General features: G+C 70.7%; 14 protein-coding genes and 1 pseudogene. 13 read left to right on the top strand and 2 right to left on the bottom strand.

The genetic code is table 11. From position 1 onward, the window contains the following. The first annotated feature begins 30 nt into the window (after positions 1-30). The 13 genes and pseudogenes from ACEN9P_RS02385 (at position 31) to fabG (ending at position 13,829) form a co-directional block, all read left to right on the top strand. Positions 31-2,316, top strand: coding sequence for an FUSC family protein (locus ACEN9P_RS02385; RefSeq protein ID WP_495620965.1), 2,286 nt, complete (start codon positions 31-33; stop codon positions 2,314-2,316). A 129-nt stretch (positions 2,317-2,445) separates the two neighbouring features. Then, positions 2,446-2,742, top strand: a complete 297-nt coding sequence (locus tag ACEN9P_RS02390; protein WP_074577154.1) for a phosphopantetheine-binding protein — start codon at positions 2,446-2,448, stop codon at positions 2,740-2,742. Then, entirely contained in the window at positions 2,739-3,407 is a 669-nt protein-coding gene (locus ACEN9P_RS02395) for a COG4648 family protein (protein ID WP_495620966.1), read from the top strand. Before ACEN9P_RS02390 ends, ACEN9P_RS02395 begins: the two co-directional genes overlap by 4 nt. Continuing rightward, positions 3,404-5,066, top strand: a pseudogene (locus ACEN9P_RS02400) (AMP-binding protein). The gene ACEN9P_RS02395 and the pseudogene ACEN9P_RS02400 overlap by 4 nt, the downstream one beginning before the upstream one ends. Continuing rightward, positions 5,063-6,031: a lysophospholipid acyltransferase family protein gene (locus ACEN9P_RS02405; RefSeq protein ID WP_495620967.1), complete on the top strand. Its 969-nt coding sequence runs from the start codon at positions 5,063-5,065 to the stop codon at positions 6,029-6,031. The pseudogene ACEN9P_RS02400 and the gene ACEN9P_RS02405 overlap by 4 nt, the downstream one beginning before the upstream one ends. Before the next feature lie 7 nt (positions 6,032-6,038). Continuing rightward, a complete protein-coding gene (locus ACEN9P_RS02410) occupies positions 6,039-6,659 on the top strand; it encodes a LolA-related protein (RefSeq protein ID WP_495620968.1) in 621 nt (206 codons plus the stop codon). 23 nt (positions 6,660-6,682) lie between these two features. Beyond that, positions 6,683-9,001 carry an MMPL family transporter gene (locus tag ACEN9P_RS02415; protein WP_495622127.1) on the top strand — a complete coding sequence of 773 codons (2,319 nt, stop codon included), beginning with the start codon at positions 6,683-6,685 and terminating at the stop codon, positions 8,999-9,001. Next, positions 8,994-9,803 carry a polysaccharide deacetylase family protein gene (locus ACEN9P_RS02420; protein ID WP_495620969.1) on the top strand — a complete coding sequence of 270 codons (810 nt, stop codon included), beginning with the start codon at positions 8,994-8,996 and terminating at the stop codon, positions 9,801-9,803. The genes ACEN9P_RS02415 and ACEN9P_RS02420 overlap by 8 nt, the downstream gene beginning before the upstream one ends. After that, positions 9,800-10,471, top strand: a complete 672-nt coding sequence (locus ACEN9P_RS02425; protein WP_495620970.1) for a phosphatase PAP2 family protein — start codon at positions 9,800-9,802, stop codon at positions 10,469-10,471. Before ACEN9P_RS02420 ends, ACEN9P_RS02425 begins: the two co-directional genes overlap by 4 nt. Before the next feature lie 81 nt (positions 10,472-10,552). Further along, positions 10,553-11,746: a beta-ketoacyl-[acyl-carrier-protein] synthase family protein gene (locus ACEN9P_RS02430; protein ID WP_477701210.1), complete on the top strand. Its 1,194-nt coding sequence runs from the start codon at positions 10,553-10,555 to the stop codon at positions 11,744-11,746. A gap of 8 nt (positions 11,747-11,754) precedes the next feature. Further along, complete coding sequence (locus ACEN9P_RS02435; protein ID WP_495620971.1) at positions 11,755-12,582, top strand: beta-ketoacyl synthase chain length factor; 828 nt, start codon at positions 11,755-11,757, stop codon at positions 12,580-12,582. A gap of 18 nt (positions 12,583-12,600) precedes the next feature. Continuing rightward, positions 12,601-13,098 (top strand): hotdog family protein, encoded by a 498-nt coding sequence (locus ACEN9P_RS02440; RefSeq protein ID WP_495620972.1) that lies wholly within the window; start codon positions 12,601-12,603, stop codon positions 13,096-13,098. Further along, positions 13,095-13,829 carry a 3-oxoacyl-ACP reductase FabG gene (gene fabG / locus ACEN9P_RS02445; RefSeq protein WP_477663845.1) on the top strand — a complete coding sequence of 245 codons (735 nt, stop codon included), beginning with the start codon at positions 13,095-13,097 and terminating at the stop codon, positions 13,827-13,829. The genes ACEN9P_RS02440 and fabG overlap by 4 nt, the downstream gene beginning before the upstream one ends. Here fabG and ACEN9P_RS02450 read toward each other — a convergent pair. Both ACEN9P_RS02450 and ACEN9P_RS02455 read right to left on the bottom strand, forming a co-directional pair. Then, positions 13,826-14,599 carry a glycosyltransferase family 2 protein gene (locus ACEN9P_RS02450; RefSeq protein WP_495620973.1) on the bottom strand — a complete coding sequence of 258 codons (774 nt, stop codon included), beginning with the start codon at positions 14,597-14,599 and terminating at the stop codon, positions 13,826-13,828. The two genes, fabG and ACEN9P_RS02450, sit on opposite strands and share 4 nt — an antisense overlap. Positions 14,600-14,652: 53 nt before the next feature. Then, the gene (locus ACEN9P_RS02455) at positions 14,653-15,465 is read right to left on the bottom strand and encodes a lysophospholipid acyltransferase family protein (RefSeq protein ID WP_495620974.1); all 813 of its coding nucleotides are present in this window, start codon (positions 15,463-15,465) and stop codon (positions 14,653-14,655) included. Positions 15,466-15,739 lie beyond the last annotated feature (274 nt).

Raw genomic sequence — 15,739 nt, forward strand, 5'->3', positions numbered from 1 at the left:
GCGTTTCGTTAAAGTGTGCTCTGGCACACCATGAACCGGCCCGACCTTACCCCCCCAGCCACGCTGGCGACCCGCCTGCAGCGCCGGGTGCGGGGCTGGCTGCACAAAAGCCTGCACGTGCTGCTGAGCCAGTACGTCGCCAACGGCCTGACGGTGTCGCTGGGCCTGGTGCTCATCATGCTGGCCATCTTCGAGGCCGCCGGGCTGGCCGCCGCCTCCACCGCCGCCGTCGGCGTGATGATCACCAGCCTGCCCGACGTGCCGGCGCCGCGCCGGCGCAAGATCATGCAGATGCTGCCGGCGCCGCTGCTGGGCGCGCCGCTCTTCACGCTGGTGCAGCTGGTGCGCCACGACGAGCTGCTGCTGGGCATCGTGGTCGCAGCCGCCACTTTCCTGGCCGTGATGATGATGGCCTGGGGCAAGCGCGGCGGGCCCATCTGTTTTTCACTGCTGTTTTCCACGCTGTTTTCCATGGCCGCGCCGCCGGCCGCCTCGCTGCAGCAGATCGCGCTGCACGGCGCCTGGTTTGTCGCCGGCGCCGGGCTTTACCTGCTGTGGGCGGTGTTCACCACCCATGTGCTCAACCGGCGCTTTCGCGCGCAGCTGCTGGCCGAATGCCTGCACAGCTTCGCGCAGATTTTGCGCACCCAGTCCCAGCGCTTCGGCCCGCGGCCCGACCACAACGCGCTGCTGGCGCGCATGCTGCAGCAGCAGGCCGCGCTGGCCGACCACCTGCAGAACACGCGCGACCTGGTGCTGGAGTCGCCCACCACGCCGGAGCGCCAGCGCCTGGCGGCCATGCTGCTGAGCTTGCTGGAGGCGCGCGACCACCAGCTCGCCTGCGACCTGGACCTGGATTTTTTGCTGGAGCACAGCGCCGCCGTGGCCGTGCTGCCCGCCCTGCAGCTGGCGCTGGACAGCACCGCCGCGCGGCTCGAAACCCTGGGCATGGACTTGCTGCTGGGCCGGCGCGGCGCGGCGGTCGCCGCCATCACCGACCTGCGGCCCGAACTCGCCGGCGCGCTGCCGCCGCGCACCAAACGCGCCGACCCTCTGGCACCCGACCCGCTGCTGGTCGACACCACCGACCCGCTGGCGCTGCTGCACAACATGGCCGACCGCATAGGCCACATCAACGATGAGGCCGTGAAGATGGCGGCGCTGGCGCGCGGCGACATCCCGCCCGGGCTGTCGGCCGTGCGCACCCAGTGGCAGCTCTTCGTCAGCACCGTGCACTGGTCCTGGAAGCCGCTGCTGGGCCAGCTGAGCTGGAGCGCCCCCATCCTGCGCTACGCCCTGCGCTGCACGCTGGCCGTGGCGGCCGGCTATGCGGTGGCGCTGCGCCTGCCCTGGGTGGCGCATGAATACTGGATCTTGCTGACCATCGTGGTGGTGATGCGCGGCAACCTGGCGCAGACCGTGCAGCGCCGCAATGCGCGCGTGGCCGGCACGCTGCTGGGCTGCGCGCTGGTCATGGCCGTGCTGGCGCCGCACCCGGGCGCCCGCACCCTGTTCGGCGTGATCGCGCTGAGCATGGGCCTGGCGCATGCCTTCGCGCTGCGGCGCTACCTTTTCACCTCCATCGCGGCCACCGTGGCCGGCCTGCTGCAGGCGCATTTGCTGCTGTCCGGCGTGGAGCCCGGTTTCGCCATGGCCGAGCGCCTGGCCGACACCCTGCTGGGCGCGCTGATCGCCTGGCTGTTCAGCTACGTGCTGCCGGCCTGGGAGCGCAAACAGCTTCCGGCACTGGTGCTGCGCAGCACCGGCGCCCAGGCCAGGCACGCGCAGCTGGCGCTCGCGCTGCTCGACGAGGCCCGGGCGTCCGACCTGCCCTGGCGGCTGGCGCGGCGCGAGGCCTACAACAGCCTGTCCGATCTCACCCTGGCCGCCCAGCGCAGCCTGGCCGAACCCCACAAGGTACGCCCGGCGCTGGAGCCGCTCGAGGCCCTGCAGGCGCGCAGCTACCAGCTGCTGGCTCAGCTCACGGCCGTCAAATCGCTGCTGCTGCTGCACCGTGCCCAGCTCAACCTCGCGGTGGTCAGGCCCGCGCTGGCGCGGGCCGCCGGCTGCATAGAGGCCGAGCTCTCGGGCGCCGGGGCCGCCGCGCCCGAAGCCGGCCCGGCCGTCGCCGGCCAGCCTTTCCAGCCCCGGCCCGATCCGCTGATGATCCTGGACCTCACGCCCTGGCTGCTGCGCCGGCTCGACCTGGCCTGCGCCATGGCGCGGGAACTGCGCCTGACCCAGGCCCGCGTGCTGGCCTGGGGTTCGGGCCCCGCGGCCGCGGCGCAAGCGCCCATCCAGCGCCAGGTGCTGTAGGCAAAGGCCGCGACAAGCCGCGAAGAGGGTTTCGCCCCTGTCGCCTCGGCTAAAATTTCTGGTTCAAGCAGGGCGGCGCGTGCGCGGCGCCCCTGTCCTCCAGACCCTTCCCCGTACCTAGCGAGCACCATGCCTGAATCCATTGTCAAAGCCTCTGTCGCGTCGGCCGACGCAGCCCTGCTGCGCGAAGTCGCGGAACTGGTGGTGAGCGCCTTGAACCTGGAAGTCAGCGCCGATGAGATCCAGCCCGACGAGCCCCTGTATGGCGACGGCCTGGGACTGGACTCCATCGACATCCTGGAGATCGCGCTGGTGGTTTCCAAGCACTACGGCCTTCAGCTCAGGGCCGACCACGAAGACAACCACGCCATCTTCCACTCGCTGCGCAGCCTGGGCGACCATATCGCCGCCTGGCGAACCCAGTGAACAGCAGCGGGGCGGCGCGGTTTGGCCAGGCCTGGCGCTGGGGCGGCGCGCTGGCCCTGGGCATAGGCTACGCCCTGGCCTCCCACCTGGCCGCCACCTCGGCCACGCCGGGCCTGCTGCAGGCATCGGTCGCCGTGCTGCCCCTGCTGGCGCTGGCCCTGCTGCTGGCCTGGCGTTCACCGCAGCGCCCGGCCATGCTGGCCCTGTGCGCGCTGGCCTGCCTTGGGTTTTACGCCGCCAGGGACTGGCTGCTCTCGCACTACGGCTGGGTGTTTTTTCTGGAGCACGCAGGCAGCTACACACTGCTGGGCGCCACCTTCGGCCGCACGCTGGCGCGCGGCCGAACCCCCATGATTTCGCAGTTCGCCCGCATCGTGCACGGAGAGCTCACACCGGCGATCAGCGCCTACACCCGCTCCGCCACCTGGGCTTGGACCCTGTATTTCGCCGGCATCGCGGGGATGTCCCTGCTGCTGTTCTGGTTCGCGCCCATGGCGGTCTGGTCCACCTTTGCCTACCTGCTGGGCATTCCGCTGCTGGGGCTGATGTTTGCCGCGGAATACGCCGCGCGCTGCTACGTCCTGCCCCCGGGGGAGCGCGCCGGCCCGCTGGAGGCGATCCGGGCCTACCGGCAGGCTTCACAGCGCCACGCGCCCCGGCCATGACCAGCCTGCCGCTGCTGGCCCACACCCGCGAGCAGGACCTGCTGGCCCTGCGCCACGGCCAGCCCGTCAGCGCCGGGCAATTTCTGGCCGACGCCAGGCAGCTGGCCGCGGCCTTGCCGGCGGGCCGGCATGTGCTGAACGCCTGCGCGGACCGCTACCGTTTTGCCGTCGGCATGGCGGCCGCGCTGCTGGCCGACAAGCTCAGCCTGCTGCCGCCCACGCTGACGCCGGAAATGGTCAGGCAGATCCAGGCCTTTGCGCCCGACGTCTTCTGCCTGTCGGACCAGGCCCAGTCGCTGGCGCTGCCGCAACTGGCCTGGGCCGAGGCGATGGCGGGCGCCGCGCCGCAAGCGCAGGCCCAGGGCGGCGCATGGGAAGTCCCGCAGATTCCCGCCTCGCGTGTCGCGGCCATCATGTTCACCTCCGGCTCCACCGGCGTGCCGGTGGCGCACCGCAAAAGCTGGGGCAGCCTGGTGCGCGGCGCCCGGGCCGAAGCCGGCCGCCTCAGCCTGCTCGGCGAGCAGCGGCACAGCATCGTGGCCACCGTGCCGCCCCAGCACATGTACGGCTTCGAATCCACCGTGCTGCTGCCTCTGCAGGGTGGCGGCGTGCTCGGCGCGGGCCACCCGTTTTACCCGGCCGACATCTGCGCCGCGCTGGCCGAGGCGGCGCGCCCGCGCATGCTGGTGACCACGCCGGTGCACCTGAAGGCCTTGCTCGCTTCGGGCCTGGACATCCCGCCCATAGACCTGCTGCTGTCCGCCACCGCCGCCCTGCCGCCGCAGCTGGCGCTGGCCGCCGAAACCCGGCTGCAGGCCCCGCTGCTTGAAATCTACGGATCGACCGAAACCGGGCAGATCGCCACCCGGCGCCTGAGCCAGGGCCAGGCCTGGACGCTGTTCCCGGACGTAGCGCTCAGCGCCAGCCTGGGCCAAACCTGGGCGGCGGGCGGCCATGTCGAGCAGGCCACACCCCTGGCCGACGAGCTCGAAGTGCTGCCCGAAGGCCGCTTCCTGCTGCACGGCCGGACCGCCGACCTGGTCAACATCGCCGGCAAACGAAGCTCGCTGGGCTACCTGAACCACCAGCTGGCCGCCATACCGGGCGTGCTCGACGGCGCCTTCTTCATGCCGGACGAGCAGGACGGCGACAGCGTGGTGCGGCTGATGGCTTTTGTGGTGGCGCCCGGCCTGGCGGCACCCGCCCTGCTGGCGGCGCTGAGGGAGCGCATAGACGCCATCTTCATTCCCCGGCCGCTGGTGCTGCTGGAGGCCTTGCCGCGCAACAGCACCGGCAAACTGCCGCGCGAGGCCCTGCTGGCCCTGGCGCGCGAGCATCTTCGCAAAAGGCCCGGCCATGAACGCTGAAACGAGTTTTGTGGTGCCGGCCGACCACCCGGCCTTTGCCGGGCATTTCCCCGGTAACCCCATCGTGCCGGGCGTGCTGCTGCTCGACGCCGCCGTGCATGCGCTGCAGCAATCGGACGCGGCCGCGCAGGCCTGCCAGATCAGCGCGGCGAAATTCCTCAGCCCCGTGGGCCCCGGCGAAACCCTCACGATGACCTGCACGGCCGGCGCCCGCGGCGGCACGCATTTCGAGATCCGCAGCGGCGCGCGAAAAGTCGCCACCGGCACCCTGCTGCCGCTGCCCCCGCCATGAACGCGCCGCAGCCGGACACCCAGGCATCGGCGGCCGAATGGCGGCGCCAGCCTGAGCGCAGCAGCGTCTTCATGCTGCGCGTGATGACGCTGATCTCCCTGGGCCTGGGCCGCCGCGCCAGCCGCGCCATCCTGTACGGCATCGCGGCCTACTTCCTGGCTTTCGCGCCCACGGCACGCCGCATGTCGCGCAACTACCTGCGCCGCGTGCTCGAGCTATCCTCGCCCGCCGCCGTCGGCTGGCGCCACCTGTTCCGGCATTTCCTGAGTTTCGCCTCGGCCGTGCACGACCGCGTCTTCCTGCTCAACGACCGCTTCGACCTGTTCGACATCCGGGTGCACAACCAGGCGCTGATCGACGAGGCGGTGGCCGGCGGGAAAGGCGTCTTCCTCATAGGCGCCCACCTGGGGAGTTTTGAAGTGCTGCGCGCCATCGGGCGACGCCAGCCCGGGCTGCGCATCGCCATGGCGATGTACGAGGACAACGCGCGCAAGATCAACGCCGCGATGGGTGCCATCAATCCCCAGGCGCAGATGGACGTGATAGCGCTGGGGCACATCGACTCCATGATCCGCGTGCACGCCCTGCTGGACCAGGGCGCCGTGGTCGGCATGCTGGGCGACCGCACACTGGGCACTGACGATACCTATCCGGTCGACTTCCTGGGTGCCCCGGCCGAATTGCCGCTGGGGCCTTTTCGCATGGCCGCCGTGCTCAAGCGCCCGGTGCTGTTCATGGCGGGGCTGTACCGCGGCGGCAACCGCTACGACGTCCACTTCGAGGCGCTCGCGGACTTCTCCGCGCTGCCGCCGCGCGGCCGCACGCAGGCGGTGCATGAGGCCGTGACGCGCTATGCTGCACTGCTGGCGCGGCATTGCCGCAGCGCACCCTACAACTGGTTCAATTTTTTCGATTTCTGGCACGCCGCGCCGCCGCAGGCCGGCCGTCCCGGACAACAGCCCTGAGCAGCGCATGACCCATCCTCTTTCGCCCACTACACCGGCCCCCGCATCGTCCCTGGCAGCGCGGCTGGCAGCCGTCCTGGCGGGCCTGGCCCTGGCCGTGTGGAGCTCCGGCGCACTGGCCGCCTGGGACTTGCAGCAGCTGATGGACACCTTGGCGCAAACCAAGTCGGGCCGCGCCACCTTCATCGAGAAAAAGCACATCGCGCTGCTCAACCAGCCGGTGGAGTCGTCCGGGGAACTGCTCTACACCGCGCCCGACCGGCTCGAAAAACGCACGCTCAAGCCCAAGCCCGAATCCATGGTCGTCAACGGCGGCGAACTGGTGATAGAACGCGGCCGGCAGAAATACCAGCTGCAGCTGCAGGCCTACCCCGAGCTGGCCGCCTTCATCGACAGCATACGCGGCACGCTGGCCGGCGACCGCGGCGCGCTCGAGCGCAGCTACCGGCTCAGCCTGGAAGGCAGCGCCGAGCGCTGGACCCTGCAACTGCAGCCGCTGGACCCCAAGATGCAGGCGGTGATCCAGCGCATCCGCATCAGCGGCGTGCGCAACCAGGTGCGCGCCATAGACATCGCCCAGGCCGACGGCGACAGCTCCAGCATGGCCATCGAACAGGCGGCGCCGTGACGGCAGCCGCGACGCGCGGCCGCATGGCCGCCATCGCGCTGTGGCTGGTGTTCCTGGCCGGCTGCGCGCTGGTCATCAGCCGCACCCACTTCACCACCGACCTCTCGGCATTTTTGCCGCGCACGCCCACGCCCGAGCAGCAGTTGCTCAAGGACCAGATCACCGAAGGCCTGGCCTCGCGCCTGGTGCTGGTGGGCATAGAGGGCGCCGATGCCCCAACCCGGGCCCGGCTGTCGCACCAGCTCGCGCAGCAGCTGCGCGCCGACTCTGCCTTCGCCAGCGTCTCCAACGGCGAGCCCGTCAACACCGCGCGCGACCGCGACTTCCTGCTGGCCAACCGCTATGCGCTGAGCCCCGCCGTCACGCCCGAGCGCTTCAGCGAAGCCGGGCTGCACGCGGCCCTGGGCGAGAGCATAGACCTGCTCGCCTCGCCCGCGGGCCTGATGGCCAAGGCCCTGCTGCCGCGCGACCCCACCGGTGAAATGCTGCAGCTGCTGGGGCAGTTCAACGCCGGCAGCCAGCCGAGGCAGGTCGAAGGCGCCTGGGCCTCGCGCGACGGCCGGCGCGCGCTGATGCTGCTGCAAACCCGCGCGGCGGGCTCGGACACCGACGCCCAGCAGCAGGCCATGGCCGCGGTCCGCAAGGCCTTCGACGCGGCCGCCGGCCAGAGCGGCGCCTCGCTGGTCATGACCGGCCCCGGCGTGTTCTCCGTCACCTCGCGCGAGGCCATCCAGAGCCAGGTCAGCCTGCTTTCCATGATCAGCGTGGCGCTGATCGCGGGCCTGCTGCTGCTGGTCTACCGCTCCGTCGGCGCGCTGGTCCTGGGTTTCCTGCCCGTCATCAGCGGCGCACTGGCCGGCATTGCCGCGGTGAGCCTGGGCTTCGGCTCGGTGCACGGCATCACGCTGGGTTTCGGCACGGCCCTGATCGGCGAGGCGGTGGACTATTCCATCTACCTGTTCGTGCAGTCCGAGGATGCCGGCGCGGACCCGCAGCACTGGGTCAGGCGCTTCTGGCCCACGGTGCGGCTGGGCGTGCTGACCTCCATCGCCGGTTTTGCCTCGCTGCTGCTGTCCGGCTTTCCGGGCCTGGCGCAGCTGGGCCTGTATTCGATCGCCGGCCTGGTCACGGCCGCCGCGGTCACCCGCTATGTGCTGCCGCATTTGCTGCCGGCGGGCTTTCGCATCCATGACGTCTCGGCCATCGGGCGTGTGCTGCAGGCGCTGGCCGGGCGCGCGCCCGCCCTGCGCTGGCCGGCCGCGGCCCTGCTGCTGGCCGCCTGCGCCGTCCTGGCCGGCAACCATGCCAGCCTGTTCAACGACAAGATCTCCTCGCTGAGCCCGGTGTCACAAGCCGATGTAGCGCTCGACGAAAGCCTGCGCGCCGACATGGGCGCGCCGGATGTGCGTTATGTGGTGGTGGTCTCCGCCGGCAGCCGGGAAGCCGTGCTGCAAACCGCCGAGCGGGTGTCCGGCGTACTGCAGGCGCAGGTCGAGCGCGGCCAGATCGCCGGCTTTGACAGCCCCAGCCGCTACCTTCCCAGCCTGGCCGCACAAAGCGCCCGCCAGGCCAGCCTGCCGCCGCCCGAACAGCTGCAGGCGCGGCTGGCCCGGGCGGTGCAGGGCCTGCCGGTGCGCGCCGAAGTCTTCGCGCCCTTTCTGGCCGACGTCGCCGCGGCCCGCGGCCGTCCCCCGCTGCAGCCGGCCGACCTGGAAAAAACCTCCATGGCCATGGGCCTGGACGCCCTGCTGCTCGGAAAAGCCGAACGCTGGAACGCCCTGCTGCCGCTGACCGCGCCCAAGGGCGGCAACATCCAGGCCGCCGACATCCGCGCCGCCCTGGCGGCCGCCGCCCTGCCCGGCGTGCTGTTTGTCGACCTGAAAGCAGAATCAGACCGCCTGTACGCGGGCTACCTGCACGAGGCCATCGTGCTGTCGCTGGGCGGGCTGGCCATCATCGTGGTGCTGCTGCTGGCGGTGTTCCGCTCGCCGGCCCGCGTGCTGCGCATCCTGGCACCGCTGGCCGCCGCGGTCGTCACGGTCACGGCCGGCCTGGCGCTGCTGGGCCAGCAATTGATCATCCTGCACCTGGTCGGCCTGCTGCTGGTGGTGGCCGTCGGCTCCAACTACGCGCTGTTCTTTGACCGGCCCGACCCGGCCACGCCGATCGCGCCGCGCACCCTGGCCTCCATGCTGCTGGCCAACCTGACCACGGTGGCGGGCTTTGGGCTGCTGGCGTTTTCCAAGGTCTCCATCCTGCAGGCCATGGGCGCCACGGTCGCGCCCGGCGTCATCCTGGCACTGCTGTATGCGGCGATTTTTGCGCGGAGGGCGCATGCCTGAGCCAGTCACTGTGTGGAAACCCGGCGCCCTGCTGCGCGCCAGCGCCGGCGTGCACCTGCTGGCGCTGGCGGCCATTGTTTTGAAGATAAGCCTCTGGCCCTGGGCGCTTGCGGCCCTGGTGCTCAACCACGCGCTGATCGCCTTTGCGGGCCTGTGGCCGCGCAGCCATTGGCTGGGCCCGAACTGGACGCGCCTGCCCGCCGCGGCCGAGGCACGGCGCGAAATCGCGCTGACCATAGACGACGGGCCCGACCCCGACGTGACTCCCCTGGTGCTGGACCTGCTGGACCGCTACGCGGTGCGCGCCACGTTTTTCTGTGTCGGCGAAAAAGCCGCGCGCCATCCCGAGCTGTGCCGCGAGATGGTGCGGCGCGGCCATGCCGTCGAAAACCACAGCCAGCACCACCGCCACCATTTTTCCGTGACCGGCCCGCGCAGCATGCTGCGCGAGCTGCAGGCCGCGCAGGATACGCTGGCCGGCGCCAGCGGCCAGCGCCCGCTGTTCTTTCGCGCGCCGGCCGGCCTGCGCAACCCTTTCCTCGACCCGGTGCTGGCCCGGCTGGGCCTGAAGCTCGCCAGCTGGTCGGTGCGCGGTTTCGACACGCGCACCGGCGACGCCGCGCGCGTGCTGCGCAGGCTTCAGGCCGGGCTGCGTCCCGGCGCCATCGTGCTGCTGCATGATGGCAACGCGGCGCGCACGCCCCAAGGCGTTCCTGTCGTGCTCGAGGTGCTGCCGCCCCTGCTCGAATCCATCAAGGCGGCCGGGCTGCGCACCGTGACCCTGCGCCAGGCCCTCGCATGAAGCCGCCGCAAGCCCAACCCACCGCGTGGTCCCGCATGGCCGAAGCCATTTCGCGGCACTTCTTCCTCAAGGGCGTGGGGACGATGCTGTTCATCGCCCTGTTTTTCGGCGCCTATTTCTACCTGCTCAAGTACCCGGCCTTTCCCCTCACCGTGATGCCGCGGACCTGGGCCGACCATCTGGTCGGCTTTGCGCCGCTGGCCCTGCCGGTCTACCTGTCGCTGTGGGTCTATGTGTCGCTGCCGCCGCTGTTCTTCAGCGACAGGCGCGAGCTGCTGCACTACGGCCTGGCGATGGCGCTGACCTGCCTCTTAGGCCTGGCGGTGTTTTTTGTCTGGCCCACGGCCGCCCCGCCGGCCGACGTCGACTGGCTGAAATACCCCGATATGCAATTCCTGAAAAACATCGACGCGGCGGGCAACGCCTGCCCTTCGCTGCATGTGGCGACGGCTGTTTTTTCGGGCCTGTGGCTGCACCGCCTGTTGCGCGGATTTTCCGCACCGTCCTGGCTGCTGTGGCTGAACGCCCTGTGGTGCGCCGGCATCGCCTACTCGACACTGGCCACGCGCCAGCACGTCGCGGTGGACGTCGCCGCCGGCATCGTCTTGGGCGGGCTCGCGGCCTGGCTGTCCCTGCGCCTGCACCGGCAACGCGGGGGACGCGCGTGAGCACCGGCCCGCGGCGCGGCATGCGGCCGCCCCTGTTGGCGGTTTGCTAAAGTGTCTTTTTCTTCAGAGAGGCCCTCTCCCCTGTCCCCCCTTTGGCTTTCCCATTTCACCGCGACCAGCAGCATGGGCCGCGGCCTGGCGCAGACCCTGGACGCGCTGCGCGCGCGGCGCGGCGGGCTGGCGCCCTGCGGCTTCGACACGGTCGACCTGCCCACCTTTGTCGGCGAGGTGCAAGGCGTGGACGAGGTCGTGCTTCCCGCGCCCTGGGCCGCTTTTGACTGCCGCAACAACCGGCTCGCCCTGCTGGGGCTGCGGCAGGACGGCTTTGAGGCCGCCGTGGCCGCCGCGGCCGGGCGCCACGGCGTGCAGCGCGTGGGTGTCTTTATCGGCACCAGCACCTCGGGCATCCTGCAAACCGAACTGGCCTACCGCCGGCGCGATCCGCACAGCGGCGCGCTGCCCGCGGACTTCCACTACAACACCACCCACAACACCTTTTCGGTGGCCGACTTCACGCGCCAGTACCTGGGCCTGGCCGGCCCGGCCGTCGTGGTCTCGTCGGCCTGCTCGTCCAGCGCCAAGGTCTTCGCCTCGGCGCAAAGAATGATGCGCGCCGGCCTGATCGACGCGGCGGTGGTGGGCGGTGTGGACTCGCTGTGCCTGACCACCTTGTACGGCTTCAATTCGCTGGGCCTGATTTCAGCGCAGGCCTGCCGCCCCTTCGACGCCGCGCGCGACGGCATCTCCATCGGCGAGGCCGCCGCCTTTGCGCTGCTCGAACGCGCGCCGGCGCGGCCCCGGCCCGGCGACGTGCTGCTGCTGGGCGTGGGCGAATCCAGCGACGCGCACCATATGTCCTCGCCGCATCCCGAGGGCCTGGGCGCGCGCCTGGCCATGGAGCAGGCCCTGGCCGCGGCCGGCCTGGGTGCGGCCGACATCGACTACATCAACCTGCACGGCACCGCGACACAAAGCAACGACGCCGCCGAAGCCAAGGCGGTGGCGGCGCTGTTTGGCGCGCGCGTTCCCTGCAGTTCCACCAAGGGCGCGACCGGCCACACCCTGGGCGCCGCCGGCGGCCTGGAGGCCGTGGTCTGCGCGCTGGCGCTGCAGCACGGCCTGCTGCCCGGCGGCCTCAACACCCGCACGCCCGACCCGGCGTTGCCGGTCCACTACCTGGTGGACAACCAGGAAGCGGCGCCGCGCCACGTGCTCAGCAATTCCTTCGGCTTCGGCGGCACCAACTGCAGCCTGCTGCTGGGCCGCGCCGGCTAAAGCTCCACATGACGCAGACATCCCCTACTCCGGCCCCGGACCTCACCGTGTTTGTGCAAGGCATAGGCCTGCTGGGCCCGGGCCTGGCGAACTGGGCGCAGGGCCGCGAATGCCTGCTGGGCGCCGCGCCTTACCAGTCCGCGCGCTGCGTGCTGCCCCCGCCCATGGCCTTGCCGCAGGCCGAGCGCCGCCGCGCCGGCGCGGTGGTCAAGGTGTCGCTGGCGGTCGGCGAGGAAGCCGTGGCGGCCTCGGGCCTGCGGGCGGCCGCGCTGGCCTCGGTGTTTTCGTCCTCCAGCGGCGACGCCGTCAACTGCCATGAGATCTGCAGCACGCTGGCCTCCAGCGACAGGCTGATCTCCCCCACGCGCTTTCACAACTCGGTGCACAACGCCGCGGCCGGTTACTGGAGCATTTCCAGCGGCGCCATGGCGACCTCGTCGGTGCTGTGCGCGCGCGATGCCAGTTTTGCCGCCGGCCTGCTCGAGGCCATGACCCAGGTGGCGGTGGAGCAGGTGCCCGTGCTGCTGATCGCCTATGACACCGACTACCCGGAGCCGCTGTACAGCGCGCGCGCCATTCCCGACAGCTTCGGTGTGGCCCTGGTGCTGGCGCCCGGCCGCGGCGAACACAGCCTGGCGCAATGGACGCTGAAGGCCGACTACCTGAGCCGCCTGCCCGCCGACCGGCTGGACGAGCCCGCGCTCGAGAAGCTGCGCCAGGACATTCCGGCGGCGCGCTGCCTGCCCCTGCTGCACGGCATCGCGAGCCGGCAGTCGGGCCGCGTCGTGCTCGACTACCTGGAGGGCTTGCAGCTGGCCCTGCAGGTCGCGCCCTGAGCTTTGCGAGCCCCGGCCATGCCCTTCGCCGCCACCCCGCCCGCCAGCCTGGACCGCGAGGAGATCGCGCGCCGCATTCCGCACCAGGGCAGCATGTGCCTGCTCGAGCGCGTGAGCGCGTGGGACAGCCTGCGGATCCGCTGCGAAGCCACCAGCCACCTGGACCCAAACAACCCGCTGCGCGCCCACGGGCGGCTGGGCGCGGCCTGCGGCATTGAATACGCGGCCCAGGCCATGGCCGTGCACGGGGCGCTGGTCGCCGAAATGCAGGCCAACGCGCCGGATGAAGCGCCCAAGGCCGGCTACCTGGTCAGCGTGCGCGGCGTGAGCCTGCATGTCGCGAGGCTGGACGATGTGGGCGCGGTGCTGGCCGTGCGCGCCGAACGCGGCAGCGGCAACGCCGGCAGCGTCCTCTACGACTTCAGCGTGCATGCGGGAGACGCGCTGCTGCTGTCGGGCCGCGCCGTGGTGATGCTGGATGCAACCACCGCCATAACCCCCAAGGAGACCCCATGACCGCCCCTTCACCCAAACGCGCGCTGGTCACAGGCGGCAGCGGCGCCATCGGCTCGGCGATTTGCCGCCAGCTGGCCGCCGACGGTTTTTATGTCCTGGTGCACGGCAACCGCAGCCTGGACGCCGCCTCGGCCGTGGTGGCGGACATCCAGGCCGCGGGCGGCCAGGCCGAGGCCGTGGCCTTCGACGTCACGGATGCCGCGGCGACCGGCGCGGCGCTGGAGGCGCTGCTGGTGCAGGGGCCGGTGCAGGTGGTGGTGAACAACGCGGGCATCCATGACGACGCGGTCTTCCCGGGCATGCAGCTGCGGCAATGGCAGCAGGTGATCGACGTCTCGCTCAACGGCTTCTTCCACGTGACCCAGCCCCTGATGATGCCCATGATCCGCACGCGCTGGGGGCGCATCATCAACATCACCTCGGTGGCCGCCGTGGCCGGCAACCGCGGCCAGGTGAATTACGCGGCGGCCAAGGGCGCGCTGCATTCGGCCACCAAATCGCTGGCGCTGGAAGTGGCCAGCCGCGGCATCACCGTCAACGCGGTCGCGCCCGGCATCATCGCCACACCCATGAGCCAGGACAGTTTTGATGCGACCGAGATTGCCCGGCTGGTGCCCATGAAACGCGCCGGCCAGCCCCAGGAGGTGGCCGACCTGGTCAGTTTCCTGGCCTCGGAACGTGCGGCCTACATCAGTGGGCAGGTGATTTCGATCAACGGCGGGATGATCTAAGTCCCACGGATCCTGCGCGCCAGCAGCAAGGGCAGGCGCAGCAAAAAGCCCAGCAGCAGGCGGCCGTGCATCCAGCTGAGCAGCAGGTTGTCGCGCAGGTAGTTGAAGTGCGACACGCCGCCCTCGTCGGGGCGGAAATACCGGACGGTGGCCGGCAGGTTGATGGGCTTGACGCCGAGCCAGCACATGCGCACCACCGCCTCCGGGTCGAAATCGAAACGGCGCATCCAGCGCTGCCCGGTCATGACTTCGCGCAGCGGCGCTATCGGGTAGACACGAAAGCCGAACAGCGAATCGCCTATGCCGGCCCACAGGGTTTCCAGGTCGGCCCAGCCGTTGGACAGCTTGCGGCCGTTGACGCGCAGGCGCGGCGCGTCGGCGGCGAACACGGGCACGCCCAGCACCATGGCGCCGGGCTGGGCCTGCGAAGCGGCCATGAACTCCGGGATTAAATGGGCCGGGTGCTGGCCGTCGGAGTCCATGGTCAGCACGTGCGTGAAGCCCTGCGCCGCGGCCAGCTCGATGCCGTGCAGCACCGCCGCGCCCTTGCCGACATTGCGCGGCAACACCAGCACGCGCAGCCTGTCGTCGCCCTCGGCCATCGCCTGCAGGCGCGCGGCGCTGCCGTCGGTGCTGCCGTCGACCACCACCCAGACCGGCACCCACTGCGCCAGCGCGCCGCGCACGGTTTCGTCGAGCTTGACGCCGGGGTTGTAGCTGGGAATCAAGACCAGGTGCGTGACGGAGGCGGCGCGAGGGGGATTGTTCATCGAGATGGAGGGATCAAGGGGGGCGGAAACCGGTCGCCAGGCGTGCGCCGGCCCTAGGCCGGCGGCGCCGCGGCGATGGACGAAAGCTGGGACCGTTGCAATTCGGCCTCGAAGTAGCGCTCCAGCTCCGCCGTGAACTGCGCGGTGTCGCCGGCGGGTTCAAAGCGCCTGCCCAGGCGCACACGGTAGGTGACGGGCATTTTCGGCGTCCACAGCAGGGACCAGCCCTTGCCCAGGAAAGCCGAGTCGGTTTCGATGAAGACGGCCTGCACCGGAACGCCCGCATGTTTGGAAATCAGGCCGGTCGTGCCCTGCATGCGGCCGACGGGAAAACGCCGGGTGCGCGTGCCCTCGGGAAACAGCAGCAGGCTGCTGCCCTGGCGCAGGTCGGCCACCGACAGCTGCACCATGGTGCGCAGCGGCATGTTGCGGATGTAGCCGACCAGGCGCGCGCCGGCGCCGAAAAAGACGCTGTTGACGATGTCGGCCTTCATGATGCAGGTGGCGTCCGGCAGGCGGGACAGGATCATGATGGCGTCCAGCAGCGAGGGGTGGTTGGGCGCGATGATCAGCGGCGGGCCGTCCCGCAGCGTGTCCAGCGCCGCCAGGTCGAAGCGGCAGGCACCCATGAGCTCCAGCAGGCGCAGGTAGCCGCGAAAGCTCCCCGCCGCGAGCTTGCGCCCCCAGCGCCGGCTCAGCGCCCGCGGCAGCAGCGCGCGCATGGCGACGGCCAGCACCGAGACGCTCAGGCACAGGGCCACCAGCAGCGCATAACCCAGGCCCAGCCGCACCGTCTCATGCAGGGCCCTGCGGCCCGTGTTCAGCACGGGCGCTTCGGCAAGCAAGGCGTCGGATTTGTTGTCCATGGAGCGGTTTCGCAGGGTGGCTTTTGGTTATTGGCTTGCGGTGTTTTTGCTGCTCTCGGCGACCCGGATGTTGGCCTTGCGTAGGGTTGTGGAGCCCGGCGCGGGCGGGTGCCCGCCGGCTGGACGGTGCTGGAATGGAAGAATTCCAGCGAGTCTACCTCTGCGCGACAGCCGTTTTCCGGCCGATTGCCGGTTTGCAGCGTCAGGTTTCACGCCGTCCGGTGGCTGCCCGCCGGCTTTTCGGGCGCAAGCAGGCCGAACGCCGCAAGTGCCC

Source organism: Polaromonas sp. Polasp52, assembly GCF_059491565.1.

What these genes read in the sequence shown, in the direction of transcription:
- ACEN9P_RS02385 (WP_495620965.1), top strand. Translation starts at nt 31, where the DNA reads ATGAACCGGCCCGACCTTACCCCCCCAGCCACGCTGGCGACCCGCCTG.
- ACEN9P_RS02390 (WP_074577154.1), top strand. Translation starts at nt 2,446, where the DNA reads ATGCCTGAATCCATTGTCAAAGCCTCTGTCGCGTCGGCCGACGCAGCC.
- ACEN9P_RS02405 (WP_495620967.1), top strand. Translation starts at nt 5,063, where the DNA reads ATGAACGCGCCGCAGCCGGACACCCAGGCATCGGCGGCCGAATGGCGG.
- ACEN9P_RS02410 (WP_495620968.1), top strand. Translation starts at nt 6,039, where the DNA reads ATGACCCATCCTCTTTCGCCCACTACACCGGCCCCCGCATCGTCCCTG.
- ACEN9P_RS02415 (WP_495622127.1), top strand. Translation starts at nt 6,683, where the DNA reads ATGGCCGCCATCGCGCTGTGGCTGGTGTTCCTGGCCGGCTGCGCGCTG.
- ACEN9P_RS02420 (WP_495620969.1), top strand. Translation starts at nt 8,994, where the DNA reads ATGCCTGAGCCAGTCACTGTGTGGAAACCCGGCGCCCTGCTGCGCGCC.
- ACEN9P_RS02425 (WP_495620970.1), top strand. Translation starts at nt 9,800, where the DNA reads ATGAAGCCGCCGCAAGCCCAACCCACCGCGTGGTCCCGCATGGCCGAA.
- ACEN9P_RS02435 (WP_495620971.1), top strand. Translation starts at nt 11,755, where the DNA reads ATGACGCAGACATCCCCTACTCCGGCCCCGGACCTCACCGTGTTTGTG.
- ACEN9P_RS02440 (WP_495620972.1), top strand. Translation starts at nt 12,601, where the DNA reads ATGCCCTTCGCCGCCACCCCGCCCGCCAGCCTGGACCGCGAGGAGATC.
- fabG (WP_477663845.1), top strand. Translation starts at nt 13,095, where the DNA reads ATGACCGCCCCTTCACCCAAACGCGCGCTGGTCACAGGCGGCAGCGGC.
- ACEN9P_RS02450 (WP_495620973.1), bottom strand. Translation starts at nt 14,599, where the DNA reads ATGAACAATCCCCCTCGCGCCGCCTCCGTCACGCACCTGGTCTTGATT.
- ACEN9P_RS02455 (WP_495620974.1), bottom strand. Translation starts at nt 15,465, where the DNA reads ATGGACAACAAATCCGACGCCTTGCTTGCCGAAGCGCCCGTGCTGAAC.